The organism is Streptococcus mitis, assembly GCF_000722705.1.
Taxonomy (GTDB): Bacteria; Bacillota; Bacilli; order Lactobacillales; family Streptococcaceae; genus Streptococcus; species Streptococcus mitis_P.
Map to the genome: position 1 here is coordinate 35,256 of NZ_JPFW01000010.1, position 25,473 is coordinate 60,728.

Below are 25,473 nucleotides of genomic sequence, written 5' to 3' on the forward strand. Positions count from 1 at the left end.
TTTCTACCTTAAGCATAGCATAAATCTTACAAATGCTGAAATAATCTGTTTCTCTTTTTATTTTCATGCTGATTTCCTAGTCTATTATACTGAAAATCAGCAAACACACGGCTCCCCCTTTGGGCATTTTTATGCTAAAATAGTAGCTATGGATAAAATTATTAAAACTATATCAGAAAGCGGAGCCTTTCGTGCTTTTGTCCTTGACAGCACAGAAACAGTCCGCACTGCTCAAGAAAAACACCAAACCCAAGCTAGCTCAACTGTAGCACTTGGTCGAACTCTTATCGCTAGCCAGATTCTCGCAGCCAATGAAAAAGGAAATACCAAACTAACAGTTAAGGTACTGGGATCTAGCTCTCTAGGTGCTATTATCACCGTCGCTGATACCAAAGGTAACGTCAAAGGCTACGTTCAAAATCCTGGTGTTGACATCAAAAAGACTGCAACTGGTGAAGTACTAGTCGGACCTTTTGTTGGAAATGGTCAATTCCTCGTTATCACAGACTACGGTACTGGAAATCCTTACAACTCTATGACTCCTCTCATCTCTGGAGAAATCGGTGAAGACCTTGCCTTTTACCTTACTGAAAGTCAACAGACCCCTTCTGCAGTCGGCCTCAATGTCCTTTTGGACGAAGAAGACAAGGTCAAGGTTGCAGGTGGTTTCCTAGTTCAAGTCTTGCCAGGAGCCAAGGAAGAGGAGATTGCTCGCTTTGAAAAACGCATCCAAGCAATGCCAGCTATCTCAACCCTTCTGGAAAGTGAAGACCATATCGAAGCCCTTCTCAAGGCAATCTACGGTGACGAGGCCTACAAGCGTCTTTCCGAAGAAGAAATCCGTTTCCAATGTGACTGTAGTCATGAACGCTTTATGAACGCTCTTGCCAGCCTTCCAAGTTCAGACTTACAGGAAATGAAAGAGGAAGACCACGGGGCAGAAATCACTTGTCAATTCTGCCAAACTACTTACAACTTTGATGAAAACGACCTGGAGGAACTCATTCGTGACAAATCTTAATACACCTTTTATGATTGGCAATGTTGAGATTCCCAATCGTACCGTTTTAGCACCCATGGCCGGCGTGACCAACTCTGCCTTTCGTACCATCGCAAAAGAGCTCGGAGCTGGACTTGTTGTCATGGAAATGGTGTCTGACAAAGGGATTCAATACAACAATGAAAAAACTCTTCACATGCTCCACATTGATGAGGGAGAAAACCCAGTTTCTATTCAACTTTTTGGTAGTGATGAAGATAGCCTCGCGCGCGCAGCAGAATTCATTCAGAAAAATACCAAGACAGATATCGTCGATATCAATATGGGATGCCCTGTAAACAAAATTGTGAAAAACGAAGCGGGAGCTATGTGGCTCAAGGACCCAGACAAAATCTACTCTATCATCAACAAGGTCCAATCTGTCCTTGATATCCCCCTTACTGTCAAAATGCGTACAGGCTGGGCTGACCCGTCTCTTGCAGTAGAAAATGCCCTCGCTGCTGAAGCAGCAGGTGTCTCCGCCCTTGCCATGCATGGCCGTACCCGTGAACAAATGTACACAGGCCACGCAGACCTTGAAACCCTTCACAAGGTCGCTCAAGCTCTGACCAAGATTCCGTTCATCGCTAATGGTGATATCCGCACTGTTCAAGAAGCTAAACAACGTATCGAAGAAGTAGGTGCTGACGCTGTCATGATTGGACGAGCTGCTATGGGCAATCCTTACCTCTTCAACCAAATCAACCATTACTTTGAAACAGGGGAAATTCTACCTGATTTGACCTTTGAAGACAAGATGAAAATCGCCTACGAACACTTGAAACGCTTGATTAACCTCAAAGGGGAAAACGTCGCAGTTCGTGAGTTTCGTGGACTCGCTCCTCACTACCTCCGTGGAACATCTGGCGCAGCCAAACTCCGTGGAGCCATTTCACAAGCTAGCACCCTAGCAGAGATTGAAGCACTCTTGCAGTTGGATAAGGTTTAACATGGTTCATACTGCTCTACTGATTATCGATATGCAAAAAGCATTTGATAGACCTATTTGGGGAGAACGAAACAACCCTCAAGCTGAACATCAAGCATTGAAGGTACTGGCATACTTTCGTAAACACGGTCTTCCAGTCTTACATGTTCAACACATATCTGACAATCCCCAGTCGCAATTTCATAACAAACAAAATCAGGAGTTTAAAAGTGGATTTGAACCATTTGCTTCAGAACCTGTCTTCCAAAAAACAGTTAATAGCGCCTTTATTGGAACAAATCTTGAAACATATTTACGAAAAAATCAGATTGGTCATTTAGTCCTTGTTGGTTTGACCCTGCCTCATTGTGTATCTACTACGACACGAATGGCAGCAAATCTTGGTTTTGAAGTCACTTTACTAGCAGATGCTACTGCCAGTTTTACCCTATCTAACAAAAACGGTCAGTCCATCTCTCCTGAGACTATCCATGAGATTAATCTCCTTTCTCTACAAGATGAGTTTGCTCAAATTCTTACTACAGAAGAATTTTTAACCCAAGTATAAGTATAAAATAATCCGTCAACTCTTATTTGAGCTGACGGATTTTCTTTGATTGTAAAAATTCAAATACTGATTGTTATTATTGGCTCAAAGCAACACTGGAAACCTTACCATCCGCTCCTGTTGTAATTTGGATGATTTTTCCTCCACCGATTTTGGCATTATACTTACCATCATCAAGAGTATAAGAATAGCCTCTGATAGAGTAGTTTTCTTTCTTTCCATCAGCAGATTCTACTGTGAATTGACCTCCTGATGAAACTGTAATAGTTTCGCCATTAGCTCCCTTCCAGTTGCCCGCTGCAGCTGAGAAATCACCATCTACCATGGTTAAAACGCCCTTGTAGCGTTTATTTTGCTCTGCTTGCTTGTCTTGAAGTTTGCGGTCAGTTGTAGAATCATAGCTTGATTGATTAGACTGATCTTGAGGAGCCTGTTGAGTTGAAGAAGCCTGAACAGGAGTTTGTTGACTAGCTGCTTGTTGATTAGACACCTCTTGACCTTGTCTTTGCTCTGGTGCAGGTGTCGCAGTTGCTGAAGATTGATCAGTAGACGCCTTAGTCTTTTCAGATGAAGCTGAACTTGAGGACTTCTGAGTCTTGCTTTCTTGGCTAGAAGAAGCTGCTTTAGAGCTTGATGATTGACTTGTCTTAACAGAACTGCTTGCTTGAGTTGTTTCTTTTTTATTTCCACAAGCTCCTAGTAGCAAGGTAGAAGCCAATACAGTTGCTGCCATCAATTTGATATAGGTTTTCTTTTTCATTTTTCTACTCCTTTGTAATATTTTAGAAATATAAAGAAATCTTTTTGTAATATAATTGTAACATTAGAATTTAAATATGTCAACAATTTATCTAAACTATTTTAAAAATCTTAAATACTTTAGATACATTTATTCCTCCTACTCTTCTATTCGTAATCTAATAGAAAAAACAGAAAAAAATTCCTATTTTGAGTAATATTTTTAAATCACTCTTGTGTAATCGCTTGCATCTTTAACTGCAAAGGAATATAATAACATTGAAATAGAATATAGGAGGTGCATTCTTATGCTAAATAAGTATTTCAAGTATCTTCCTTGGTTGATTTTGGGAGCTATTGGCTCTTATCAATCAGCCACTTACTATGCGCAAACTTCATTTGATGTCTTCTATCTGACTACAATCTTTTTGATTGTCTATATCGCTTTGTTATTTTTACATGAGAACTATCTCAAGTATAGATACAAAAACTTCTTTACTCACATGTTGAGCAATCATAAGAAAGATAGCCATCCCTAAAAGCAGTCGCAATAGAAAAGCCAGCTCATGATGGTAGATAAAGAGGTCGGGAACTTTGTCCCGACCTCGTTTTTTATTTCAATCGATAGGTTTTTCTTGGTTTCTTTTTAGGCACTCGTTTGAGTCCAACTTCTTCTACATATTCTCCGTATTTTACAAGAAAGTTATTACTGACGATTGGACGACCTGGGTTGATGAGATTAACCAGTTCGGTTCCCTCGTAGACAGTGAACTCCTCCTCTAGCAGATAGAGGAAGGTCGGGTTCCAGTCGAGACGCCCTTGAATTCGTTTGATGGATTCTTGGATAATAGCATAATGATCAAAAGCGAAGGCTTGCTCCCCCAACTCTACTCCCTCTAGGTAGCATTTGCCTGTCTGAAAATCGACATCTACGAAAACGACATCCTTGGCATCGTCTCCTGCTTGAACCAGCTCTAATGCACGACTAGGCAGATAAACCAAGTGGGCAATGGTCACCGTCCAGCCCCGTGGGTCACGGCCGGGGGTCGATACGGTCATCAATTGCTCAATTTTTTCCAAAGGAAGATCGAGATTAACTTCTTCTCTCACCTCACGCTGACAGGCATGCGCAGCATCTTCGCCCTTGTCCATAAAGCCTCCAACTAGCGCTAAACAATTTTGATATGGATGAGCCTTGCGACGAATTAATAAAAGCTTTATCTTTCCTTCAACAAAGCAGTAGGCTACCATATCCACCGTCACACTTGGTTTTTCGTATTGAGGGAGTTCCTGCTTGTAGTACCAATCCAAAAACTCCTCCTGACTGGCATGGATTTCAAAATATTCTCTTTCCGTCATCCCTGCTGGAATCATCGTGTCCGTCATTTTATGCCTCCTTACGAACTGCCTTGGTCCATTGGTACCAACCTACTAGACTATTGAGAGTGTAAACCCAGTACATCCCTTGAATATGGATATTTTCACCCCACCAGAGGTAAATACTAAAGAGATTGGTTGCAATCCAGAAAATCCATTGCTCACGGTAGAGACGTGTCATCAAGAGCTGACCAACACCATTGGTCGCATCGGTAACACTATCACGGAAAGGGCGAGCACTATGGATACTTTGGTAAGCCAAGCCCATACCAATCCAGATGATAGCAGTCAAGGCCAAGTACTTGAACCAGTCAAGCACAGATAATTTCTTAGCTTCAAAGTGAGATTCTTCTACTTTTCCTTGATCATTGATACGATTGGACAGCCAAGCATAGAGACCAATCGGCTGCATGACAAAGAAGTAAACGGTCGTCAAAACTTCACCATAAAAAGTTGCATTCATGACCAAAATCAAATAGATAGCAGAGTTAATGGCCCCAAAGAGATAATTACTTGCACGCCCTTCTGCTACCAAGATGACACAGACAATCCCAGTCCAAGATGCAAACAAGCTCATCCAGTCATGACTTTCTGTATTTTGCGTGAATTCTAAGATCAAAGGAACACTTGACAAGGCGATGAGATACAACCACTGGAAGAGACTACGGCCTACAAAGAGATCTTTCCAGAGCAGATGCATAATTCCTCCAAAACCGATCTTGCGGGCTTCTGCATGGACATTTTTAAAGTTTTCGATAAATTGTGTGATTTTTTCAGTTAGTTTTTTCATAATTTTCTCCTAATCTGCTTGGTAAATGGCATCAATAGCCACTTTTGCTGCTTCATAATTTCCTAGGTAATCCTCAGCTAGATAAACTAGTGGAATGGTGGTTAAATATCGCTCTCTCATCTGATCCAAATGCTGGGAAAAACTATGACGAATATGGTCTTCTGCCATGGTCATATCTCTAAATCCGTCATTGACATAGGAGCCGACAGGCTGCACAAAGAGAATCAAGTCCCATTTCTCCTTAGCCAAGATCGAGACAAAAAGGTTATCGAAGGTCTCCCCTGATAAGTCCTCTTGATCCTCAGTCTCCATATAATAATCATAGTAGCCCTTGGTTACTATGGAGTTAGTATCGGCTATCACTAGACCTCGATTGGCATTGCTATCGATTAACTTTGAGGTCTGGTCGTACTGCCCCAAGAGCAGATAATAGTAATCCTTTGGAGTCAATTCATCATCACGGACGTTATTTTTAATCTGGTACTCACGCGCGTATTCCAGACTAACGGGCGCATCATAATATCTGGCCAAATCTTTGGCTAGAGTGGTCTTCCCATTACTGGCACTTCCCATAATCAACACTTTCTTGGTAAACTGACGACGGAAGGGTTGAGCAATATATTTCCAATATTTGCTTGGATTTTCTCGAATCATAGTCGCTGAGATACCAAACTTTCTTTCTTGCAGAACAGTCTCAAAGCCACGATTAGATAATTCTTGCTGGTAGTTTGCTTCTCCCACAAAGAAAATTAGTTCTTGATGGTTTTCATCATAGGAAATCTCTGCTAACATTTGGTTCAACCACTCCTGCCAGCCCATAGGGTAACGGGGAAGATTGGTTTCATCTAACTTACAGACAGAGATTAACTCATCATCCCGAAAAGCCTCTCGAATATAGCGAAACCTTTTTTGCAATGTTAAACCTACCTGCTCCCCTCGGTCTTCCTCATAACCTGAAACGACTACCCAGACCTGATCACACTGACGCTTCGCTCGCTGGATCAGATCAATATGACCTTGATGAAGCGGAGCAAAGGTTCCAAATACCACTGCTGTTTTCTTTTTCATAAACGTGTAACCTTTTTATTGTTTTTAATATTTTTGTTATCTATGTTTTTATTATAAACTATATTTTATTTTGTCAAGAGTTTTTTATTGTTTTTTATAAAAAAGTAGCAAAAAAGAGAATCAAGATTGCTCCTGATTCTCCATTTTTATGCAATATCAAATTTTAACTGGCCTGCTTTGACACCAATCTTAAGTGTACTACCTGCCACTAATTCTCCCTTGAGAAGAAGTTCTGCTAACTTATCTTCCACTTCTGTTTGCAGGGTTCTGCGAAGTGGACGAGCTCCCATCTCTGGGTCATATCCTTGATTTGCCAACAATTTCAGAGCTGAAGCTTGTAATTTCAAGTCAATGCCTTTTTCAGCCAAACTTGCCACTAAAGGTTTAACCATAATCTTCACCACTTCCTGCATATGGTCGCTAGACAGGCTATGGAAGACCACCTTTTCATCAATACGGTTAATGAATTCCGGTCTATAAGCCTTTTTCAGCTCTTCAAACATGCGTTTTTCCATATTCTCTTGGTCAAAACGAATATCCTTAGCTCCAAAGCCGACGGTTTTATCATCACGAAGGGCTGTCGCACCAAGGTTTGACGTCATGATAATAATGGTGTTTGAGAAGTCAACCTTGCGCCCCTTGCTATCTGTCAAGACACCATCATCCAAGACCTGCAAGAGAACATTAAAGATATCTGGGTGGGCCTTCTCTACCTCGTCAAAAAGGAGAACGGAATATGGTTTGTTGCGAACCTTCTCGGTCAACTCCCCACCTTCTTCATAACCCACATAGCCTGGAGGAGCTCCGTTGAGACGGCTAGCTGCAAATTTCTCCATATACTCACTCATATCAAAGCGGATAAGGGCTGATTCGTCATCAAAGAGAACTTCTGCCAGAGCCTTGGCCAATTCGGTCTTACCGACACCTGTCGGCCCTAGGAACATAAAGGAACCAATCGGACGTTTGTGACTGCGAATTCCTGACTGGTTGCGGCGAATGGCACGACTAATGCTTGATACAGCTTGATCTTGACCGATGACACGTTTGTGCAATTCAGCTTCCAAATTCAAGTATTTCTTGGCATCCGTTTGGGTCAGTTTTTGAACTGGAATACCTGACAAGCGACTCAAGGTAGTCAAAATATCAGACTCTGTCACCAAGTCTTTATATACTGGGACTTCCTCTTCTTTAGCGATTAGCTGGGCTGCCTGTTTCCACTTACCATCCATCAGGGCCTTGTCAGCTGAACTCAAGCCAGAATCGTCTGCTTTTACATGCTTTGACTTATTTTGCACTGTTGCTGCTGCTTCATCCAAGAGATCAATAGCAGAGTCTGGCAAGTGACGACTAGTCAAGTAACGATGGGCCATCTTAACCGCTGTTTCAACCGCTTCATCTGTGATTTGTACACGGTGATGTTTCTCATAAGTAGCTTTCAAACCTTGCAAGATGGTCATGCTGTCTGCCACACTTGGTTCTTCAATCGTCACTTTGGCGAAACGACGAGAAAGGGCTGCATCTTTTTCGATATGTTTTTGGTATTCTTCCTGAGTGGTGGCACCAACCGTTCTCAAAGTTCCACGCGCCAAGGCTGGCTTCAAGATATTGGCCGCATCCAGAGTTGAGTCAATTCCACTACCAGAACCCATGATGGTATGAAGTTCATCGATAAAGAGGATGACTTGGCCATCTTCTTCAATATCCTTGATGATATTATTCATGCGTTCTTCAAAGTCACCACGGAAGCGTGTCCCTGCCACGACATTCATCAAATCAAGCTCTAACACGCGCATCTTAGCCATTTCCGCAGGTACATCACCACTAGCAATACGCTGAGCGAGCCCAAGCGCCAAGGCTGTTTTCCCGACACCAGCATCCCCAACCAAGACAGGATTATTCTTGGTTTTACGGCTCAAGATTTGAATCATACGCGAGATTTCCTTATCCCGACCGATGACTGGTTCTAACTTGCCAGAACGCGCTTGCTCTGTCAAATCATGCGTATAGTCCTCGAGACCACCACTCGGAGTCTGGGGCATGCCCATCATGTTAGCCATAGAATTTTGCTTATCAGCTACTGTACGATGGCGTTGGCGTAAAGCCTTGAGATCTTCACGAGTCCAGCCTGCATGTTCTTCCAGATTTCGACGAAGGGCAGCAATCTTGACCTGATCTTTCTTGTCTTCATAAGAAAAACCAGCTCTCTCCAAGATACGAGTCGCCAAGGCATTGCCATCATGCAAAATCGCATAAAGGACATGCTCTGTCCCTAGCACCTTAGCATGGACCACTGACGCTACATATTCTGCTTCATCAAAAAGAACCTGCAAACGATGGGAGAACGGCAATTCTGTAAAGGTTTCATCCTGTCTATAGTCCGTTTCAGTCAGTTCCAAAGCGACCTCTTCTAAACGATCCATCTCATATGGATAATCATTTAAAGTCGCCCCTGCCACACTATAACTGTGATTGGACATGGCAATCAACAAGTGCCAAGACTCTAGATAACGAGCTCCAAAATGGCCAGCAACCATGTAGGCACTTTCGATACATTCATTCAATGCTTTTGAATAGTTCATCTTACTTCCCTTTTCTATCTACCTCTTGTATGACCTGTCGTAGCATATTAGCACGAACAACTGGAGCTTCTTCTCCTAGAACCCGATCCAAAGCTACTACCACCAGCAAATTCATCTCCTGCTTGGTCATCAATTCCTGCTCAACCAAAAGCTGTAGAATATCTTCATAAATTTCTTGACTGACCCGCTCACCAATTGAGTAAAGCAAATCGCGGAGCATTTCATGATGACTAGAAAACTCAATCCGTCCTATACGAATGTAGCCTCCGCCACCACGCTTACTTTCAACCAAGTAGCCTCTACTTTCAGTAAAGCGTGTCTTGATCACATAGTTAATCTGACTAGGAACAACCTGAAAGGTATCTGCCAACTGACTCCGTTGCAACTCCACAATACCAGATTGATCTAAAATCGCCTTGATGTAGGCTTCAATATGATCCGATGTATTTTTAAATCTCATTACAAACCCACCTCTCTCTTTGAACCTTGACTATCTTTGACTATTATACCGAAATTTTCTCATTTTTAAAAGAAAAAGGGCGCTGGTAAAGGATAATCTTCACCAACTCCCTATTTTTCTACTTATCTAAGCCTAATTCTGCCAAGATTTGACGTTTATAGGCAATCTTTTGGACTTCCTTGTCCTCATCTCCAGACCAATCTAGTTTAATTTCTGAAACAATCTGCCCAGGGCGGTTTTTCAGAATATAGATGCGGTCGCTGAGATTAAGGGCCTCTTCGATACTATGCGTGATGATCAGGGTCGTTAGTTGCAACTGCCTGTGAATCTCAAGGTACCAAGCATGGAGTTCCATCTTGGTCATCTCATCCAAGGCGCTAAAGGCCTCATCCAAGAGAAAGAGCTTGTGACCGAAAAGGTAGGTCCTGAGCAAGGCCACACGCTGACGCATCCCTCCACTGAGTTCGTGAGGATATTTGTCCCGTACAGCTGTCAACTGGAAGGTCGCAAGGATTTCATCCGCTCGGGCAATAGCTTCCGCCTTATCCACTTTTTGAATCAAGAGGGGCAGAATAATATTGCCTAGCACAGTCTTGTGCTCCAAGAGTAGATCCTTTTGCAACATATAACTCACGCGCCCCTTAGGATTTTCTTCACCATCCAGAACAATTCGCCCTGACTGGACTTCTAAAATCCCAGCGATTAGATTAAAGAGAGTGGTTTTTCCAACACCACTTGGGCCCAGAATAGAAACTACTTCACCTGAAGTGACTTTCAGATTGATGTCCTCTAAAATCCTCTCCTGACCATAGGCATAACTGACGTGTTCTAGTCTTATTTCTGTCATTATTTCACAAATTCATTGGTGAAGCCTTTGTCTGTCAAGTCTTCTTTAAGGATACCATTTTCTTTATCCCATTTGTAGAAGGCATTCCAGCGAGCTGCATCAAATTGACCCCATTTTTCCTTGTCGCTTGCGTATTCTTTTGACAAGTATTTTTGAGATTCGATGACAAAGTCACGTTTTTCCTGAAGTTCAGGTGCGTTCTTGATGAGGATATCAGCTGCTTCTTCTGGATGCTCCATAGCATATTGGTAACCTTTTTTGATAGCTTGGATGACTTTGCGAGCTTCTTCTTTGTTGTCTTTAAGGTAGTCGTTGTTTGCGATGATAACTGGCGAGTAGTAATCAAATTCCTTGACGTAGTCTTTCAAGTACATGAAGTTAGCCTCTACGCCTTGAGATTTTGCAAGAATACCATCCCAACCGTAGTAGATCCATGCAGTATCAAATACTCCATTAGCAATCGGTGTGATAGAGTTTGAGTCGTTATTTGGTACTTTTTCAACTTTTTCAAAATCCCCACCTTGAGATTCTACTAAAGTTTTCAACATAGCTAATTCAGTTGGGTCATTCCATGTCCCGTATTTCTTACCAACCAAGTCTTTTGGACTAGCTACATTGTCAGATTTACGAGAGATGATTCCTGATGTATTGTGTTCAACAATAGCTGCAACAGCAGTGATTCCTGCTCCTTTTTCCAATTTCTTAGCCATGTAGTCTTGGAAATACACTGCAAATGGTGCCTTACCATTAATAACCAAGTCAGAAGAACTTTCTTCTGGTGGAAGTTTCAAGTCCACATCCACTCCAGCTTCCTTGAAGTATCCTTTTTCCTTAGCCACATAAAGCCCTGTGTGGTTGGTATTTGGTGTCCAGTCTAGGATAAAGTCAATTTTCTTGAGTTCTGCTTCTTTGTTGTCCTTAGAAGCAGTTCCTTGGCCACAAGCCACAAGTACGACAGCTACAAAAGCCGTTACAAGCATTAAAAACACTTTCCATGTTTTTTTCATTTTGATTTCCTCTTTTCTTTTTTGAAACATCCTACTTCTACGAACGTTTCCATTTAATAACATATTTTTCACTAATATCGACCAATTTCATACCAAGAAGGCTGATAATCGATACCAGAATAATAATGGCAAACATGGTATCATACTGAAACAGTTTCTTGGACTGAATCATGTAGACACCTAGACCCTCAAAGCCTCCCAACCACTCAGATACCACTGTTGTGATAAAGGCGTAGGAAACACTAACTCTCAGACCTGCATAAAAGTAAGGCAGGCTGACAGGGACTTTAAAATGCCACAGGATTTGCCAAGATTTGGCCCGCATTAGACTAAATAAGGTCAACATATCCTTGTCACAATGCCTAAAGCCGTCTAAAATACTGACAATGATAGGAAAGGTTGTCGTCAAGATAATCAAGACAATCTTGGGTAAAATCCCATAACCTAGCCACAAGACCAGAATAGGAGCTATGGCAATGGTCGGAATGGTCTGAACAACCACCATCATAGGGTAAATCAGGTCATTGAGCCAAGTCAAACTATCCATAAGCACAGCCATGAGACAGGCAATCAAGACTCCCAAAACCAGCCCCAGTAAAGCCACTCTCAAGGTCGCCCAGCTATGGTGCCAGAGAAATTCTCTGTCACGAACAAAGGCCTGGAGAATTTCAAGAGGGGTAGGCAGTATAAACTTAGGAAGAAGTTTAAGCAATCCTGCTAACTGCCAGATTGACAAGACTCCGAGAAAACCCAATAGACTAATGTGTCGTCTCAGTATACTTTTCAAGTTTCTCATCAATACTTAAAATCTCTCCTATATTTATTTTGACATTGGCAAAGACATTATCTGCCTCATTCCCTGCCACTTCCAGTGCTTCTTTGAGAATGCGCATAAGCTCATCAAACTCCCCTTCCAAGACCGTTTCAAATGGTGTCACCACCATGGTCACTTCTTGAGCTTGCAGATAAGCAATGACCTGATCGATAACAGCTATCCGATCAATCCCCTGTGCTAGGGGAAAAACTTGCAAGGCAATGCTTGCTTTCATAACAACCTCCTCTTCTCGTTTTCCTTTAACAAAAAGAAAAACCTTTACCATACATGGAAAAGGTGCAGAATTAGACTAAGTATCGTTCCCTACGCTGGCATTACCCAGATCAAGTGCGGTCGAAGCTTAACACTTCCTCTCAGACTGTACACAGACTCCCATATATTATATGGACATATGATAGCGCAAAACAAAAAGAATGTCAAGGAAACTGCTTACAGAAAAGAGCAGGAAATTTTTCCTACTCCCATTTTCTATACTCGTTCTCCATTACTATTTACTCTGTAACCATCCACCGTCGTATTAACAGCTAAGGCGCCTGAAGAGTAAGAATAATACCACTTACCAGAGACTTGATACCATCCTGTTTTCATTGCCCCTGAACTATCTAGATAATACCACACTCCATTTTCCTTTAACCATCCTGTCTGCATTTCACCAGATGATTTCAAATAATACCAGCTAGAACCATCTTTCATCCATCCCGTTGATTTAGACCCATTTGATTTGAAATGATACCAACTACCATTTATTTTCTTCCAACCAACAGTTGAACTACTATTGGATCCATAGCTAGAGCTATTTCCTGATTGATTCTGATAATTCTGTGAAGAAGTCACCCCCTCTAGCTGGATATAACGACGGCTACCATTATAAGCCGTATAACTCAACCACTTGTATCCATCTTTTTCGAGAATTTGATCATAATAAACATTCTCCCCAGGATAATAGTAATCAATCACAGTTGCGCTAGCTAGTGGCTGATTTTTGATAGCAGCCTTAGCCTTAAAATAATGTGTTCCCCCTGTTGAAATTGAGGATTGACTATTTCCAACACTGCCACCAGCCAAATCTTTAAAATGGATAAAACCAGTCATGGTATTGGCCTTCACGACACGCTTATTGTAAGATTCCCTTATTCCATAGTTGTATTCTTCAATCTCAATCTGATCTCCCATTACATTTGATACCCAGGCAACATGACCATAAGTTCCTGCAGTAGACCAAGCAATAGAGCCAATAGCTGGTCTATTATCTACACGATAGCCTTCACGACGAGCACGATAGCCCCATTCATTCGCATTTCCATAAGCTGCCGGAATCTCAAAACCATTGACATTACTCAAACGAAAGGCTGCAAAAGAAGTACACTGACGAGAATACATCCGCCACTTGTCAATCTCCTGACTCCCATTTTTATAATGAGCAGGATAATCATCCCCACGCGCAATTGATCCATTCCCTCCAGAATAGGCATAGACACTATCACCCGCTGCTAGCATCAATCCTACTACTAAAAAAGGAACAACCTTTTTAACTGATTTTCTAAAAGAAAACCCTGTCTCTGTTACTTTGAATGGTAAAACTTTCATTCTTCCTCCTTGAAAATAATATAGTACTCAATGAAAATTAAAGATCAAACTAGGAAGCTAGACGCAGGCTATACTTGAGTATGGCAAGGCGAAGCTGACGTGGTTTGAATTTGATTTTCGAAGAGTATAAATCGAAGATTGCCTTCACTTAAATTATTCGGAGAAAAAAGAAAAAGTGAGAAAATTTCTCACTTTAGTCAAGATAATGAATCAGATTCTTTTCTGTAAGAATGTCTGAGTAAGTAAAGGACTCAACGTAAACATTAGCTTGTTTATCTCCTTCAACATTCCCAAATTCCACGATAAATAGGGATGGATAAACTTCAATTAGCTTACCCAATCTATTTTTTTGGCGCTTACGACCATTCTCCAAAGTCATTTCTACGACTTGTCCCTCATGTGCCTTGATTTCTTCTTTGATTTTTTTCATCTTGGCTACATCTGTAAATGCATCTGACATCTTATGCCTCCCTCTTTGAGATACTTGAAAATTTATTGTATTCTTTTTGGAAAATTAATTCCACCGTTCCACGAGCTCCACTACGGTTTTTCTCGATAATAACTTCTACCTTATTATTTGGTATGCCTTCCTCTTCTTCACCACCACGCTCATAGTAGTCGTCGCGATAAAGAAAGGCTACGATATCAGCGTCCTGCTCAATAGACCCAGATTCACGAATATCAGACAAGACTGGCCTCTTATCCTGACGTTGTTCTACACCACGAGATAGCTGACTTAGAGCGATTACTGGAACTTTCAGTTCCTTAGCTAAAATTTTCAACTGACGTGAAATTTCTGAAACCTCTTGTTGACGATTTTCTCGCCCAGTTCCCGTGATAAGCTGCAAGTAGTCTATCAAAATCAAACCTAGATTACCCGTTTCTTGAGCCAGTTTGCGTGATCGAGAACGAATTTCCGTGATTCGAATCCCTGGTGTATCATCGATATAGATACTTGCATTGGCTAGATTCCCTTGAGCAATGGTATACTTTTGCCACTCCTCATCTGTCAATTGCCCCGTACGAATAGAATGCGATTCCACCAAACCTTCTGCCGCCAACATACGATCCACTAGACTTTCCGCACCCATTTCAAGTGAGAAAATAGCTACCGTCTTGTCCAACTTAGTCCCAATGTTCTGAGCAATATTCAAGGCAAAGGCTGTCTTACCAACCGCAGGACGAGCCGCCAAAATAATCAACTCCTCCTCATGCAAACCAGTCGTCATATGATCCAAATCACGATAACCTGTCGCAATACCTGTAATATCAGTCGTTTGTTGGGAGCGAGCCTCCAGATTTCCAAAGTTGACATTCAACACATCTCTAATGTTCTTAAATCCACTTCGATTAGCATTTTCACTAACATCAATCAGCCCTTTTTCGGCCTGAGCAATAATTTCATCAACTGGTTGTGAAGCCTCGTAAGCTTGATTGACAGACTCTGTCAACTTGCCGATTAATCGCCGTAGCATGGCTTTTTCAGCAACAATCTTAGCATAATACTCCGCATTAGCAGAAGTTGGCACAGAATTGACAATCTCAACCAAGTAAGACAAGCCACCAATATTCTGTAAGTCACCTTGATTATCAAGAATAGTACGAACCGTTGTTGCATCTATAGCATCGCCACGATCTGATAAGTCAACCATGGCTTGGAAAATCAAACGATGGGCATACTTAAAAAAGTCCCGAGACTCAATGTATTCTCGCACAAAAACAAGCTTACTCTCGTCAATAAAGATAGCCCCTAAAACGGATTGCTCAGCTAAGATATCTTGAGGTTGTACTCGTAACTCTTCTACTTCTGCCATCAGATTTCCCTTCCTTTTACAATCTTGTCAAGAAAGTGTAAATTTACCCTTCTTTCACACGAAGATTGATCACACTTGTGACATCTTGATAGATTTTCACTGGTACATCAATCAAACCAACTGCTCGAATCGGAGCTTGCACTTGGATATGACGTTTATCAATCTTAATTCCAAATTGCTTTTGCAATTCTTCTGCGATTTTCTTATTGGTAATTGAACCAAAAGTACGGCCATCTGGACCAACTTTTTCAACAAATTCTACAACAGTTTCTTCTGCTTCAAGTTGGGCTTTAATTGCTTTTGCTTCTGCAATCATCTCAGCGTGAGCTTTCTCTTCAGATTTTTGTTTACCACGAAGTTCGCCCACCGCTTGAGCAGTCGCTTCTTTAGCTAGGTTCTTTTTGATAAGAAAGTTTTGTGCATATCCTGTTGGTACTTCCTTAATTTCGCCTTTTTTACCTTTTCCTTTAACATCTGCTAAAAAGATTACTTTCATTCTTCTTTCTCCTTTTCCTTTATTTCGTTTAATACAATTTCTGTCAGTTTTTCACCTGCTTTTGACAAGGTTAAATCCTTAATTTGAGCTGCTGCTAAATTAAAGTGGCCTCCACCTCCCAGCTCTTCCATAATCCGTTGTACATTCAGCTTACTACGACTGCGAGCTGAGATAGAGATAAATCCTTGTGTATTCTTCGCAAGAACAAAACTCGCTTCAATACCTGACATGGCTAACATGGCATCTGCAGCCTTACTAATGACAACTGTATCATAGCATTTCGATTCCTTAGCCTCTGCTATTAGTACATCTGAACCTAATTTACGCCCCTGTAAAATCAGTTCATTGACCTCACGATATTCTTCAAAATCTGTCGCAGCAATTTCCTGGATAGCAATACTATCACTTCCGCGCGTTCTGAGATAGCTAGCAACATCAAATGTCCGACTGGTAACTCGTGAGGTGAAATTTTTAGTATCCAACATCATACCAGCCATCAAGACGCTTGCTTGCATACGACTCAGACGATTTTTCTTAGAATTCTGGAACTGTAGCAATTCCGTTACCAACTCACTGGCACTACTTGCACCACTTTCAATATAAGTAATAACTGCATTATCTGGGAAATCCTGATCCCTTCTATGGTGGTCAATGACGATGGTTTGGGTAAATAAATCATAAAAATCTTTTGATAAAGTTAAAGCTGTCTTTGAATGGTCTACAAGAATCAACAAAGAACGATTGGTCACCATCCCCATTGCATCCTTAACAGACAACAACTTCATAACTCCTTCTTTTTCTAAGAATGAAACAGCTCGTTCAATATCTGGTGACATTTGTTCTTCGTCATAAATAGCATAGCTATTTTCAGTCACATTGCTGGCAAATAACTGCATACCTACAGCAGAGCCCAAAGCATCCATATCCAGATTTTTATGACCAACTACAAAAACCTGATCCACACTACGAATCTTATCTGAAATAGCCGTCATCATAGCGCGCGTACGAGTCCGTGTACGTTTGATTGAGGCAGCAGACCCACCACCAAAATAAACTGGATTTTTCGTTTCGTCATTCTCCTTGACAACAACTTGGTCGCCACCACGCACTTCAGCCAAGTTCAAGTTGAGTAATGCAACTTTCCCTATCTCATCATGATTTCCATCACCATAAGAAAATCCCATACTTAAGGTCAAAGGCAGCTGTCTCTGTTTCGCCTCTTCTCTGAAAGCATCGATAACCGAAAATTTATCATTCATCAATCCCTCAAGTACCGTGTAGTCCGTAAATAGATAAAAACGGTCCATACTCACTCGACGGGAGAACATGGCATGCTTCACAGCAAATTCTGAAACAAAATTGGCTACAAAACTGTTAATATGACTAATATCAGACTCTGATGTTTCATCTTCTAAATCATCATAGTTGTCAACGGAGACGATCCCAATCACAGGTCGACTCGTTACTAACTCAACAGTCGCTTCGTATTCTCCAGACACATCAAAGAAGTAAAGAACTCCAGACACCTTGTCCATATGAACCGAATAGCGAGTCTCACCCAAGGTGGCATAAGAACCTGGATTCCCCACAGAAGCCTTGATAATTGTTTGAATTAATGCCACATCAATCTCGCCCACTTCATTAGTCAAAATCAATTCAGCATAAGGATTAAACCATTCAACTTCACCTGACGACAAGTCTAATTTAATAACTCCGACAGGCATCTGTTCTAACAAGGTTGTCAAACTATCTTCAGCTTGGTGGTTTACATACTGAATTTGTTCTACTTCACTCCTTGAGTAGTACTCTCTTTGATGAATGAATAATAAACTATATGAACCCAAAATAAGTAGCAAAAGAAATAGCGTTACCAGTGTATTCGTTACAAAAACAAGTTGCACAGATAGCACTCCGAACGCCACTATTCCTAATATTAAGGGGAAAATAGGACTTATATAAAATTTTTTCATTCCAAACCTCTTGGCACCCATTATACCATAATAACCACCAAAAAGCGACTTTTTAAAAGTGTAATCAACAATTATATCCATTGTAAGAAAAAGTAGGTTTACAACTCAGTAAACCTACCTTTACATATATTAAAATTAAGATTCTTTAACTTCTAACAGACCAATTTCGCCATCTTCACGACGATAAATCACATTGGTTGTTTGATCTTCAACATCCACATAAATAAAGAAATCATGTCCCAACAAATCCATCTGTAGAATAGCTTCTTCCAAATCCATTGGTTTTAAATCAATTTGTTTTGAACGAACAACTCTAGATTGGACAACATTTGTATCTTCCACCAAAGCATCTGTAAATAATTGACTAGTTGCTACCTTATTTTTATTTTTACGCTCGATTTTTGTTTTGTTTTTACGAATCTGACGTTCAATTTTATCGGTTACAAGGTCAATTGAACCATACATATCTTGAGACACATCTTCTGCACGAAGAGTAATAGAGCCAAGCGGAATCGTCACTTCCACTTTAGCAGTTTTTTCACGATACACCTTCAAGTTAACTCGAGCATCCAACTCTTGTTCAGCTTGAAAATACTTTTCGATCTTTTCGAGTTTAGAAACTACATAATCACGAATTGCTTCTGTTACTTCTAGGTTTTCACCACGGATACTATATTTAATCATATGAGTACCTTCTTTCTAAACATTTTTGTTTTTCTGATTTCATTATAACGCTTTCATTTTATTTTTGCAAATTTTTTCCTCATCTTACAAGGGAAAATGTTTTTACATCCTCTGCACCTGCCTCTTCCAGCAGTTTCTTCACACGATTTATAGTTGTTCCCGTAGTGTAAATATCATCTATAAGTAGGATTTTTTTAGGAATAGTAACTCCACTTTTAATAAAGAAAGGAAGTTCTGTTGCCAAGCGTTCTGAACGACTTTTAGAAGAACTAGCTCTCTCTTCTCTTTTATCTAATAAATCCAGATACTTAAAACCTGCTGCTTCAACTAAACCTTCAACCTGATTAAATCCTCTGTCAGCATATCTCTCCTTACTTAATGGAATGACTACAAATTGATATTCTTTGTACTTTTTCAACTCCTCACTTAAAAATGAAGAAAAAACTTTTCTTAAAAGGAAGTCCCCATCAAACTTATATCGACTGAAAAAATCTTTCATAGCATGATTGTAAGTAAAAATCGCGCTATGACTAACCTCAATTCCTTCTTTACACCAAAGTTGACAATCTTGACAATTTGTTGACAATCCTATTTTCATACAGTTTGGACAGTGCTCTTCTCCAATTCTCTCAAAAGTAGAATCACAGTCTGAACAAAGACAAGAATCATCATTCCTCAAAAGCAAGATACTACTAAAAGTTAAAACAGTCTTCATTGTCTGCCAACATAACAAACACTTCATAGACCCGCCTCCTTGTTCATCTGCTGAATTTCCTTAATCGCCTTCTTGATCGAAGCATTTAATCCGTCATGAAAGAAAAGCAAATCTCCTGTCGGTCTATCCATACTTCGTCCAACTCGTCCACCAATTTGAATCAAACTAGACTTGGTAAACAGACGATGATTGGCCTCTACTACAAAAACGTCCACATAAGGGAAGGTAACTCCACGCTCCAAGATTGTCGTACTGATAAGTATTGTCAGTTCTCCATCTCGAAAAGCTTGCACCTGCTCTAACCGATTTTCTGTTACAGAAGAGACAAAACCAATTTTCTCATTTGGAAATTGCTCCTGTAAGATTTCTTTTAGCTGCTCCCCTTTTTTAATTTCTGATGCAAAAATAAGCAACGGATAAGCTGTCTTTCTCTGTTTCTCAATATAAGACTTTAACTTTGGTGACAAACGATTCTTATCCAAACAGCGATTAAAATCCGATAACCAAACTGGCTTAGGAATAATCAATGGATTCCCATGAAATCGTCTAGGCAAGCTCAATCTTTTTAGTTCTCCTAAACGGACTTTCCTATCTAACTCATCGGTCGAAGTCGCTGTTAAAAAGATTCTCAGCCCATTCTCCTTTACACTATTCTTGACAGCATGGTAAAGCGTTGGATTATCAACATAAGGAAAGGCATCTACTTCATCCACTATCAGCAAATCAAAAGCTTGATAAAATTTCAATAACTGATGGGTCGTCGCAACAACTAATGGGGTTCGGAAATACGGTTCTGATTCTCCGTGTAGAAGAGCTATCTCGCAAGCAAAATCATCTTGCAGGCGCTTATACAATTCCAAGCATACATCTATTCGAGGACTGGCCAAACATACTGCACCACCCCTATTAATCACCTTAGCCACAACTTGATAAATCATTTCTGTCTTTCCAGCCCCTGTCACCGCATGAACTAAAGTTGGCTCTTGCTTGTCTACTGCTTGAATCAGTCCCTCTGATACCTTCTCTTGAAAAGGAGTTAATTGACCACGCCATTTAAGAACATCTTGTTTAGGAAAATCCTCCTGCGGAAAATAGTATAAAGCTTTATCACTTCTAACTCGCTTCATCAGCAAGCACTCTCGACAATAGTAAGCACCAATGGGTAAATACCATTCCTCTAGAATAATACTATTACAACGTTGACAGAAAAGTTTCCCCTTCTCCTTTCTCATTGCTGGAAGTTTCTCCGCCAACTGACGCTCCTCTTCTGTTAATTCATTCTCAGTAAACACACGACCGAGATAGTTTGGATTTACTTTCATACTTCTTTATTCGTAAAAACCTAGCGCTTTAGATGATTTTTTAGTACAATTAAATCATGGAATTTAGAACAATTAAAGAGGACGGACAAGTCCAAGAAGAAATCAAAAAATCCCGCTTTATCTGTCATGCCAAGCGTGTTTATAGCGAAGAAGAGGCTCGTGACTTCATCACCACCATCAAAAAAGAACACTACAAAGCGACGCATAACTGCTCTGCTTTTATTATTGGAGAACGAAGTGAAATTAAACGTACAAGTGATGATGGTGAGCCCAGTGGTACTGCTGGAGTTCCCATGCTTGGGGTACTAGAAAATCACAATCTCACCAATGTCTGTGTGGTAGTGACACGCTACTTTGGTGGCATTAAACTAGGCGCTGGAGGATTGATTCGTGCTTACGCCGGCAGTGTGGCCTTAGCTGTCAAAAAAATTGGCATCATTGAAATAAAAGAACAGGCTGGCATTGCTATTCAAATGTCCTACGCTCAGTACCAAGAGTACAGTAACTTCCTTAAAGAACATACTCTCATGGAGCTGGATACAAATTTTACAGATCAAGTCGATACGATGATTTATGTTGATAAAGAAGAAAAAGAAACTATTAAAGCTGCACTTGTAGAGTTTTTTAATGGAAAGGTCACTTTAACTGATCAAGGTTTACGAGAAGTTGAAATTCCTGTAAACCTAGTGTAAATAATAGATAATACAGTGTTTCACTGACATTCTCACCGCTACTTTAATTAGCAAAATAAAAAGATGCTTGCAAAGACCTACTATAAAATGAGACTATTCAAAAAGAAAACGGATTGCGTTCTCCTTTACACCTATTTACTAGAATTAGCCTATCATAATCGCTTAAAAATTAATGGCTTAGACCTATGATATAAAAAAATCCTATCGCTTCGATAGGATTTCTATATTTTACAAATGGTATAGATAGCGTTATACTAGAGATATCTTATACAAAGAGGTATTCATATGTCTATTTATAACAACATTACTGAACTAATCGGTCAAACTCCGATTGTTAAACTCAACAACATCGTACCAGATGGTACTGCGGACGTCTATGTAAAGCTTGAAGCATTTAATCCTGGTTCATCTGTAAAAGACCGTATTGCTCTTAGCATGATTGAAAAGGCTGAACAAGACGGTATTCTAAAACCGGGTGCTACTATTGTTGAAGCAACAAGTGGAAACACTGGTATTGGACTTTCATGGGTAGGTGCTGCTAAAGGATATAAAGTTGTCATTGTTATGCCTGAAACCATGAGTGTAGAACGCCGTAAGATTATCCAAGCCTATGGCGCTGAACTCGTCCTCACTCCTGGTAGCGAAGGAATGAAAGGTGCTATTGCTAAGGCTCAAGAAATTGCTGCTGAACGTGATGGTTTCCTTCCTCTTCAATTTGACAATCCAGCTAATCCAGAAGTACACGAAAAAACAACAGGGGCTGAAATACTAGCTGCTTTCGGTAAAGATGGATTAGATGCCTTTGTTGCTGGAGTTGGTACTGGTGGAACAATTTCTGGTGTTTCTCATGCACTCAAAGCAGCAAATTCAAACATTCAAGTTTTTGCAGTAGAAGCAGACGAATCTGCTATTCTATCTGGTGAAAAACCTGGTCCTCACAAAATTCAAGGTATCTCAGCTGGATTTATTCCTGATACACTAGATACAAAAGCTTATGATGGTATCGTTCGTGTAACATCAGACGATGCTCTAGCACTCGGCCGTGAAATTGGTGGAAAAGAAGGTTTCCTTGTAGGGATTTCTTCAGCTGCAGCTATCTATGGAGCAATTGAAGTTGCTAAGAAATTAGGTACAGGTAAGAAAGTCCTTGCTCTAGCACCAGATAACGGCGAACGTTATCTCTCTACAGCACTCTATGAATTTGAAGTGTAGCCTCCTAAATGCACTTAGCCCTTATTATAGGGCTTTTTATTTATACCTTGAAAAATCGACTGCATAGAAAAGTCTTTGGGCAGATAAAGGCTTGTTTGGGTTACAAGAGATGTAAACTGAGAGGTAAGCGTCAAGTGAGAATTGACATGGGATTGGTACTTATGGCCAACAACCTCCTAAAATACAATAAGAGAACGACTAAATTAAAAAGCTAGAGTCCCACAATTAGAAATCTCTAGCTTTTTTGTGTTTGAGAACTTTTTTATCTCAGACTCTTATATGATTAATTATTCAAGGCTGCTGCCATTGTAGCTGCAACTTCCGCTTCAAAGTCGTTTGCAGCTTTCTCGATACCTTCACCAACTTCAAAGCGAGCGAACTCAACTACAGAAGCGTTAACTGATTCAAGGTATGCTTCAACTGTCTTGCTGTCATCCATGATGTAAACTTGTGCAAGAAGTGTGTAAGCTTGGTCAACTTTAGTGTTGTCAAGCATGAAGCGGTCCATTTTACCTGGGATGATTTTGTCCCAGATTTTTTCTGGTTTACCTTCTGCAGCCAATTCAGCTTTAATATCAGCTTCAGCTTGCGCAATCACTTCATCAGTCAATTGAGCTTTTGATCCATACTTCAAGTGTGGAAGAGCTGGTTTGTTAACCATTGCACGACTTTCGTTGTCTTGGTCGATTACGTGGTTCAATTGTGCCAACTCATCTTTAACGAATTGCTCATCCAATTCTTTGTAAGAAAGAACTGTTGGTTTCATCGCTGCGATGTGCATTGACAATTGTTTAGCAAGAGCTTCGTCTCCGCCTTCAACAACTGAAATAACACCGATACGTCCACCATTATGTTGGTATGCTCCAAAGTGTTGTGCATCTGTTTTTTCAATCAATGCAAAGCGACGGAATGAGATTTTTTCTCCGATAGTTGCTGTTGCAGATACGTATGCAGCTTCAAGAGTTTCACCTGAAGGCATTGTCAAAGCAAGAGCTTCTTCATTGTTAGCAGGTTTTCCTTCGGCAATAACTTTAGCTGTAGTATTTACCAATTCAACGAATTGAGCGTTTTTCGCAACGAAGTCAGTTTCAGCGTTTACTTCGATAACTGCTGCAACATTACCGTTAACATAAACACCAGTCAAGCCTTCTGCAGCAACACGGTCAGCTTTCTTAGCTGCCTTAGCCATACCTTTTTCACGAAGCAATTCAATCGCTTTTTCGATGTCACCGTCTGTTTCTACAAGCGCTTTTTTAGCGTCCATAACACCGGCACCAGATTTTTCACGCAACTCTTTTACAAGTTTAGCTGTAATTTCTGCCATTTTGATTCTCCTATATTTTTTAAAAATAGGAGAGCCGGGCTAAGCCCCGCCCTCCTAGGTAATTACTATTTATATGAATTAAGCGTTGTCGCCTTCTACAACTTCAACGATTTCTTCAATTGAATCTGCTTGAGCTTCAGAAGCTGCAAATTCTGCTTCAACTGCTGCTGCATCTTCACCTTGACGTCCTTCGATGATAGCGTCAGCCAATTTAGCTGTAATCAATTTAACAGCGCGGATAGCGTCATCGTTAGCTGGGATGATTACATCGATATCATCTGGATCAGTGTTTGTGTCAACCATCGCTACAACTGGGATTCCCAATTTTTTAGCTTCTTTAACAGCGATTTGCTCTTTATGTGGGTCAACTACGTACATAACATCTGGAATACGAGGCATATCTTCGATACCGCCCAAGAATTTTTCAAGACGTGCACGTTGTTTGTTAAGAAGTGCAACTTCTTTCTTAGGAAGAACTTCGAAAGTTCCATCTTCTTCCATACGTTTGATTTCTTTCAAACGAGCGATACGTTTTTGGATTGTTCCCCAGTTTGTAAGAGTTCCACCCAACCAACGGTGGTTGATGAAGTATTGACCTGAACGTACTGCTTCTTCAGCAACTGCATCAGCTGCTTGTTTTTTAGTACCAACGAACAATACAACTGCATCGTTAGCTGCCGCATCACGCATGAAGTCGTATGCTTGGTCAGCGTATTTTACAGTTTGTTGCAAGTCGATAACGTGGATTCCGTTACGCTCAGTGAAGATGTACTTAGCCATCTTAGGGTTCCAGCGACGAGTTTGGTGACCAAAGTGTACACCAGCCTCAAGAAGTTGTTTCATTGAAATTACTGCCATGAGTATTTCTCCTTTTTGTTTTTTTCCTCTTCTTGACTTCAACTCGCAAAACGACCCAAGGGCAACTGCTTCACAATTCATCAAGAATGAGTATTATCGTTCACACGACAAGTTTCATTTTACCATACTTTTTCAATATTTTCAAGCGATTTTAGTAGATTTTTAAAGTAAGTTAACTATATAAATCATAAAAGAGACTCAAGTCGAGCCTCTTCGTTTTATGGCTCTATAATATTTGTAGTGGGTAAATCCCCTATAGATATTATGGAGCCTATTTTTGTGTAGAAAAAAAGTCCCATATGACCTATAATGAAAAGCGACCAAACAACTCATTAGAAAGATTCATATGGAACAATTACATTTTATCACAAAACTACTCGATATCAAAGACCCAAATATCCAATTTATGGATATCATCAATAGGGATACACACAAAGAAATCATCGCTAAACTGGATTATGAGGCCCCATCTTGCCCTGATTGTAGAAGTCAAATGAAGAAATATGACTTCCAAAAACCATCGAAAATTCCTTACCTTGAAACAACTGGTATGCCTACCAGAA

26 protein-coding genes, 3 pseudogenes and 1 riboswitch are annotated in these 25,473 nt (G+C 40.4%); of the genes and pseudogenes, 9 read left to right on the plus strand and 20 right to left on the minus strand.

Annotated elements, in window-relative coordinates; genetic code table 11:
* The first annotated feature begins 148 nt into the window (after positions 1–148).
* The 3 genes from hslO to SK642_RS09340 are packed head-to-tail and all read left to right on the plus strand — an operon-like array spanning position 149 to position 2,535.
* Positions 149–1,021, plus strand: a complete 873-nt coding sequence (hslO, locus tag SK642_RS09330) for an Hsp33 family molecular chaperone HslO (RefSeq protein WP_033684527.1) — start codon at positions 149–151, stop codon at positions 1,019–1,021.
* Positions 1,008–1,988 (plus strand): tRNA dihydrouridine synthase DusB, encoded by a 981-nt coding sequence (dusB, locus tag SK642_RS09335; RefSeq protein WP_033684528.1) that lies wholly within the window; start codon positions 1,008–1,010, stop codon positions 1,986–1,988. Before hslO ends, dusB begins: the two co-directional genes overlap by 14 nt.
* A gap of 1 nt (position 1,989) precedes the next feature.
* The gene (locus SK642_RS09340) at positions 1,990–2,535 is read left to right on the plus strand and encodes a cysteine hydrolase family protein (RefSeq protein ID WP_033684529.1); all 546 of its coding nucleotides are present in this window, start codon (positions 1,990–1,992) and stop codon (positions 2,533–2,535) included.
* A gap of 76 nt (positions 2,536–2,611) precedes the next feature.
* Here SK642_RS09340 and SK642_RS09345 read toward each other — a convergent pair whose 3' ends face one another.
* Positions 2,612–3,295: a hypothetical protein gene (locus SK642_RS09345; RefSeq protein ID WP_033684530.1), complete on the minus strand. Its 684-nt coding sequence runs from the start codon at positions 3,293–3,295 to the stop codon at positions 2,612–2,614.
* A 286-nt stretch (positions 3,296–3,581) separates the two neighbouring features.
* Here SK642_RS09345 and SK642_RS09350 point away from each other — a divergent pair, with 286 nt between their 5' ends.
* Positions 3,582–3,812 carry a hypothetical protein gene (locus SK642_RS09350; protein WP_033684531.1) on the plus strand — a complete coding sequence of 77 codons (231 nt, stop codon included), beginning with the start codon at positions 3,582–3,584 and terminating at the stop codon, positions 3,810–3,812.
* A gap of 73 nt (positions 3,813–3,885) precedes the next feature.
* Here the strand turns inward: SK642_RS09350 and SK642_RS09355 are convergent, their stop codons facing one another.
* The 17 genes from SK642_RS09355 to SK642_RS09435 all read right to left on the minus strand — a co-directional run bounded on the left by SK642_RS09355 (position 3,886) and on the right by SK642_RS09435 (position 20,824).
* Complete coding sequence (locus tag SK642_RS09355) at positions 3,886–4,659, minus strand: NUDIX domain-containing protein (RefSeq protein WP_033684532.1); 774 nt, start codon at positions 4,657–4,659, stop codon at positions 3,886–3,888.
* Between the two features lies 1 nt (position 4,660).
* Positions 4,661–5,440: a nicotinamide riboside transporter PnuC gene (gene pnuC, locus SK642_RS09360; RefSeq protein WP_033684533.1), complete on the minus strand. Its 780-nt coding sequence runs from the start codon at positions 5,438–5,440 to the stop codon at positions 4,661–4,663.
* A gap of 9 nt (positions 5,441–5,449) precedes the next feature.
* Positions 5,450–6,508 (minus strand): AAA family ATPase, encoded by a 1,059-nt coding sequence (locus SK642_RS09365; protein WP_033684535.1) that lies wholly within the window; start codon positions 6,506–6,508, stop codon positions 5,450–5,452.
* A 146-nt stretch (positions 6,509–6,654) separates the two neighbouring features.
* Positions 6,655–9,087: an ATP-dependent Clp protease ATP-binding subunit gene (locus SK642_RS09370; protein WP_033684536.1), complete on the minus strand. Its 2,433-nt coding sequence runs from the start codon at positions 9,085–9,087 to the stop codon at positions 6,655–6,657.
* A 1-nt stretch (position 9,088) separates the two neighbouring features.
* Positions 9,089–9,547 (minus strand): CtsR family transcriptional regulator, encoded by a 459-nt coding sequence (locus SK642_RS09375; protein ID WP_033684537.1) that lies wholly within the window; start codon positions 9,545–9,547, stop codon positions 9,089–9,091.
* A gap of 118 nt (positions 9,548–9,665) precedes the next feature.
* Complete coding sequence (locus SK642_RS09380) at positions 9,666–10,394, minus strand: ABC transporter ATP-binding protein (RefSeq protein ID WP_033684539.1); 729 nt, start codon at positions 10,392–10,394, stop codon at positions 9,666–9,668.
* Positions 10,394–11,401 (minus strand): ABC transporter substrate-binding protein, encoded by a 1,008-nt coding sequence (locus SK642_RS09385; protein WP_033684553.1) that lies wholly within the window; start codon positions 11,399–11,401, stop codon positions 10,394–10,396. The genes SK642_RS09380 and SK642_RS09385 overlap by 1 nt, the downstream gene beginning before the upstream one ends.
* A gap of 37 nt (positions 11,402–11,438) precedes the next feature.
* Positions 11,439–12,197 carry an ABC transporter permease gene (locus SK642_RS09390; protein WP_161681781.1) on the minus strand — a complete coding sequence of 253 codons (759 nt, stop codon included), beginning with the start codon at positions 12,195–12,197 and terminating at the stop codon, positions 11,439–11,441.
* Entirely contained in the window at positions 12,160–12,450 is a 291-nt protein-coding gene (locus SK642_RS09395; protein ID WP_033684540.1) for a thiamine-binding protein, read from the minus strand. Before SK642_RS09395 ends, SK642_RS09390 begins: the two co-directional genes overlap by 38 nt.
* A 69-nt stretch (positions 12,451–12,519) precedes the next feature.
* Positions 12,520–12,622, minus strand: a riboswitch (TPP riboswitch).
* A gap of 82 nt (positions 12,623–12,704) precedes the next feature.
* Positions 12,705–13,823 (minus strand): choline binding-anchored murein hydrolase CbpD, encoded by a 1,119-nt coding sequence (cbpD, locus tag SK642_RS09400; protein ID WP_033684541.1) that lies wholly within the window; start codon positions 13,821–13,823, stop codon positions 12,705–12,707.
* Between the two features lie 193 nt (positions 13,824–14,016).
* Positions 14,017–14,283, minus strand: coding sequence for a Veg family protein (locus SK642_RS09405; RefSeq protein WP_001278169.1), 267 nt, complete (start codon positions 14,281–14,283; stop codon positions 14,017–14,019).
* Position 14,284: 1 nt separating this feature from the next.
* Positions 14,285–15,637 carry a replicative DNA helicase gene (gene dnaB / locus SK642_RS09410; protein WP_033684542.1) on the minus strand — a complete coding sequence of 451 codons (1,353 nt, stop codon included), beginning with the start codon at positions 15,635–15,637 and terminating at the stop codon, positions 14,285–14,287.
* Positions 15,638–15,680: 43 nt separating this feature from the next.
* Positions 15,681–16,133, minus strand: coding sequence for a 50S ribosomal protein L9 (gene rplI / locus SK642_RS09415; RefSeq protein WP_000864215.1), 453 nt, complete (start codon positions 16,131–16,133; stop codon positions 15,681–15,683).
* Complete coding sequence (locus SK642_RS09420; protein ID WP_033684543.1) at positions 16,130–18,103, minus strand: DHH family phosphoesterase; 1,974 nt, start codon at positions 18,101–18,103, stop codon at positions 16,130–16,132. The genes rplI and SK642_RS09420 overlap by 4 nt, the downstream gene beginning before the upstream one ends.
* 135 nt (positions 18,104–18,238) lie before the next feature.
* Positions 18,239–18,787, minus strand: a complete 549-nt coding sequence (gene hpf, locus SK642_RS09425) for a ribosome hibernation-promoting factor, HPF/YfiA family (protein ID WP_004255322.1) — start codon at positions 18,785–18,787, stop codon at positions 18,239–18,241.
* Positions 18,788–18,866: 79 nt separating this feature from the next.
* Positions 18,867–19,529 carry a ComF family protein gene (locus SK642_RS09430; protein ID WP_033684544.1) on the minus strand — a complete coding sequence of 221 codons (663 nt, stop codon included), beginning with the start codon at positions 19,527–19,529 and terminating at the stop codon, positions 18,867–18,869.
* Positions 19,526–20,824 carry a DEAD/DEAH box helicase gene (locus SK642_RS09435; RefSeq protein WP_033684545.1) on the minus strand — a complete coding sequence of 433 codons (1,299 nt, stop codon included), beginning with the start codon at positions 20,822–20,824 and terminating at the stop codon, positions 19,526–19,528. The genes SK642_RS09430 and SK642_RS09435 overlap by 4 nt, the downstream gene beginning before the upstream one ends.
* A gap of 56 nt (positions 20,825–20,880) precedes the next feature.
* Between SK642_RS09435 and SK642_RS09440 the strand changes: the two genes are divergently transcribed.
* From SK642_RS09440 to SK642_RS10420, 4 genes and pseudogenes are all read left to right on the plus strand, one after another.
* Complete coding sequence (locus tag SK642_RS09440) at positions 20,881–21,516, plus strand: YigZ family protein (RefSeq protein WP_033684546.1); 636 nt, start codon at positions 20,881–20,883, stop codon at positions 21,514–21,516.
* A gap of 96 nt (positions 21,517–21,612) precedes the next feature.
* Positions 21,613–21,705, plus strand: a pseudogene (locus tag SK642_RS11050) (PH domain-containing protein); the annotation flags it as partial.
* A gap of 96 nt (positions 21,706–21,801) precedes the next feature.
* Positions 21,802–22,728, plus strand: coding sequence for a cysteine synthase A (gene cysK / locus SK642_RS09445; protein WP_033684547.1), 927 nt, complete (start codon positions 21,802–21,804; stop codon positions 22,726–22,728).
* 71 nt (positions 22,729–22,799) lie between these two features.
* Positions 22,800–22,943 (plus strand): annotated as a pseudogene (locus SK642_RS10420) (transposase); the annotation flags it as partial.
* A gap of 68 nt (positions 22,944–23,011) precedes the next feature.
* Here the strand turns inward: SK642_RS10420 and tsf are convergent.
* Together tsf and rpsB are read right to left on the minus strand one after the other, a co-directional pair.
* Complete coding sequence (gene tsf / locus SK642_RS09450) at positions 23,012–24,052, minus strand: translation elongation factor Ts (protein WP_033682512.1); 1,041 nt, start codon at positions 24,050–24,052, stop codon at positions 23,012–23,014.
* Between the two features lie 78 nt (positions 24,053–24,130).
* Positions 24,131–24,910 (minus strand): 30S ribosomal protein S2, encoded by a 780-nt coding sequence (gene rpsB, locus SK642_RS09455; RefSeq protein WP_000268459.1) that lies wholly within the window; start codon positions 24,908–24,910, stop codon positions 24,131–24,133.
* Positions 24,911–25,256: 346 nt separating this feature from the next.
* Here rpsB and SK642_RS09460 point away from each other — a divergent pair.
* Positions 25,257–25,473: pseudogene (locus SK642_RS09460) on the plus strand (ISL3 family transposase); the annotation flags it as partial.

Bases quoted from the DNA above. Each gene is read 5' to 3' on its own strand.
- SK642_RS09405 (WP_001278169.1), bottom strand. From the start codon at position 14,283: ATGTCAGATGCATTTACAGATGTAGCCAAGATGAAAAAAATCAAAGAA.
- SK642_RS09395 (WP_033684540.1), bottom strand. From the start codon at position 12,450: ATGAAAGCAAGCATTGCCTTGCAAGTTTTTCCCCTAGCACAGGGGATT.
- SK642_RS09385 (WP_033684553.1), bottom strand. From the start codon at position 11,401: ATGAAAAAAACATGGAAAGTGTTTTTAATGCTTGTAACGGCTTTTGTA.
- SK642_RS09365 (WP_033684535.1), bottom strand. From the start codon at position 6,508: ATGAAAAAGAAAACAGCAGTGGTATTTGGAACCTTTGCTCCGCTTCAT.
- rplI (WP_000864215.1), bottom strand. From the start codon at position 16,133: ATGAAAGTAATCTTTTTAGCAGATGTTAAAGGAAAAGGTAAAAAAGGC.
- rpsB (WP_000268459.1), bottom strand. From the start codon at position 24,910: ATGGCAGTAATTTCAATGAAACAACTTCTTGAGGCTGGTGTACACTTT.
- SK642_RS09355 (WP_033684532.1), bottom strand. From the start codon at position 4,659: ATGACGGACACGATGATTCCAGCAGGGATGACGGAAAGAGAATATTTT.
- SK642_RS09370 (WP_033684536.1), bottom strand. From the start codon at position 9,087: ATGAACTATTCAAAAGCATTGAATGAATGTATCGAAAGTGCCTACATG.
- SK642_RS09435 (WP_033684545.1), bottom strand. From the start codon at position 20,824: ATGAAAGTAAATCCAAACTATCTCGGTCGTGTGTTTACTGAGAATGAA.
- cbpD (WP_033684541.1), bottom strand. From the start codon at position 13,823: ATGAAAGTTTTACCATTCAAAGTAACAGAGACAGGGTTTTCTTTTAGA.
- SK642_RS09420 (WP_033684543.1), bottom strand. From the start codon at position 18,103: ATGAAAAAATTTTATATAAGTCCTATTTTCCCCTTAATATTAGGAATA.
- dnaB (WP_033684542.1), bottom strand. From the start codon at position 15,637: ATGGCAGAAGTAGAAGAGTTACGAGTACAACCTCAAGATATCTTAGCT.
- hpf (WP_004255322.1), bottom strand. From the start codon at position 18,787: ATGATTAAATATAGTATCCGTGGTGAAAACCTAGAAGTAACAGAAGCA.
- hslO (WP_033684527.1), top strand. From the start codon at position 149: ATGGATAAAATTATTAAAACTATATCAGAAAGCGGAGCCTTTCGTGCT.
- SK642_RS09375 (WP_033684537.1), bottom strand. From the start codon at position 9,547: ATGAGATTTAAAAATACATCGGATCATATTGAAGCCTACATCAAGGCG.
- tsf (WP_033682512.1), bottom strand. From the start codon at position 24,052: ATGGCAGAAATTACAGCTAAACTTGTAAAAGAGTTGCGTGAAAAATCT.
- cysK (WP_033684547.1), top strand. From the start codon at position 21,802: ATGTCTATTTATAACAACATTACTGAACTAATCGGTCAAACTCCGATT.
- SK642_RS09350 (WP_033684531.1), top strand. From the start codon at position 3,582: ATGCTAAATAAGTATTTCAAGTATCTTCCTTGGTTGATTTTGGGAGCT.
- SK642_RS09430 (WP_033684544.1), bottom strand. From the start codon at position 19,529: ATGAAGTGTTTGTTATGTTGGCAGACAATGAAGACTGTTTTAACTTTT.
- SK642_RS09345 (WP_033684530.1), bottom strand. From the start codon at position 3,295: ATGAAAAAGAAAACCTATATCAAATTGATGGCAGCAACTGTATTGGCT.
- SK642_RS09380 (WP_033684539.1), bottom strand. From the start codon at position 10,394: ATGACAGAAATAAGACTAGAACACGTCAGTTATGCCTATGGTCAGGAG.
- pnuC (WP_033684533.1), bottom strand. From the start codon at position 5,440: ATGAAAAAACTAACTGAAAAAATCACACAATTTATCGAAAACTTTAAA.
- SK642_RS09340 (WP_033684529.1), top strand. From the start codon at position 1,990: ATGGTTCATACTGCTCTACTGATTATCGATATGCAAAAAGCATTTGAT.
- SK642_RS09390 (WP_161681781.1), bottom strand. From the start codon at position 12,197: ATGAGAAACTTGAAAAGTATACTGAGACGACACATTAGTCTATTGGGT.
- SK642_RS09440 (WP_033684546.1), top strand. From the start codon at position 20,881: ATGGAATTTAGAACAATTAAAGAGGACGGACAAGTCCAAGAAGAAATC.